We start from the raw sequence: 1,034 nt of genomic DNA, 5'->3' as shown, positions 1-1,034 counted from the left end.
GCACGCTGTCAGGCGTGTTCGGCGCTCGGCTCGCTCGAGCAGACCGTCCAGCTGGGCATGCCGGCCCTGGGTGCGCTCCCCGTCCCGAGCGCGTCATGAACCGGGCGGCCGTGGTCGGGATCTGGCGCGCGAGCGGGTCCGATCTCGCCCATCACTACGCGATCCGTCATCGCGTGTTCGTCGTCGAGCAGCGCGCCCTCGAGGTCACCGACATCGACGCCCGCGACGTCGAGCGGAGCACGATCCACGTCCTGGCGGCGCACGGGTTCCAGGCTGCCGGGACGGTGCGGCTGTATCCCCTGGACGGCGGGTGGTGGCAGGGCGATCGGCTGGCCGTACTCGCGTCCCACCGATCGACGATGGTCGGCGCCGAGCTCGTGCGCTGCGGCGCGGGGCGGCCACCGCATGCGCGCGCAGATCCAGCTGCCCAACGTCCGGTTCTTCGAGCGGCTCGGCTGGATCCGCGACGGCGACCCGGCGCCGTACTGCGGCTTCGACCACCAGCCCATGCTCTTCGACCTCGCCCAGGCCGTCGACCTGCACTGGCCGGGCCGCCCCGCGACGGTGTTCCTCGAGCGGGACCTCGAGGGAGCAGATCCCCGGGCCGGCTGACCCGGACGTTCGCGTCGGTTCGACCGGCTACGACGCCCACAGGCCGGTGATCGACTCCGTGGCGAGGTCCATCACGAGGGCCTGGAGGCCGCCGCATCGCACGGTCAGGTGGGTGGACTCGTTGACGGTTCCTACGGGTGCGCAGGCCAGGCCGTGCTGCTCGAACACTCTCCTGCAGTCGGCTGCGCGGTCCTGGGGGGCGGTCAGCCAGAAGCCGTAGGTGGGGAACGCGATCAACCACTGCAGAGGGTCGGTGTCGGCGGGAACCGGCAGTCGGTCCAGGTCGACGTCCACCCCGTGCCGGGTGAACTCGAGCAGCATGGCCAGAGAGCCCAGGGCGCCTGCCATGGAGACGTCCTTGGCGGCCACGGCCGCGCCCAGGTCGGCGAGACGAGCGAGCAGCCTGACGTCGCGCGCGAGGG

3 protein-coding genes are annotated in these 1,034 nt (G+C 72.1%); 1 reads left to right on the top strand and 2 read right to left on the bottom strand.

Annotated elements, in window-relative coordinates; genetic code table 11:
• Positions 1–8 precede the first annotated feature (8 nt).
• Positions 9–350 carry a hypothetical protein gene (locus tag Q0L15_RS22905; protein WP_296607167.1) on the bottom strand — a complete coding sequence of 114 codons (342 nt, stop codon included), beginning with the start codon at positions 348–350 and terminating at the stop codon, positions 9–11.
• A gap of 55 nt (positions 351–405) precedes the next feature.
• Here Q0L15_RS22905 and Q0L15_RS22900 point away from each other — a divergent pair, with 55 nt between their 5' ends.
• On the top strand, positions 406–612 hold the full coding sequence (locus Q0L15_RS22900) for a hypothetical protein (RefSeq protein WP_296607166.1): 207 nt from the start codon (positions 406–408) through the stop codon (positions 610–612).
• Positions 613–639: 27 nt separating this feature from the next.
• Here the strand turns inward: Q0L15_RS22900 and Q0L15_RS22895 are convergent.
• On the bottom strand, positions 640–1,034 hold a 395-nt coding region (locus tag Q0L15_RS22895; protein ID WP_296607165.1), incomplete at its 5' end, for an AIR synthase-related protein.

Origin of the sequence: Nocardioides sp., from assembly GCF_024509035.1 — a bacterium.
Lineage (GTDB): Bacteria > Actinomycetota > Actinomycetes > Propionibacteriales > Nocardioidaceae > Nocardioides.
Note: the sequence above shows the minus strand (reverse complement) of the source record. Positions and strands in the feature narration are given on the sequence as shown.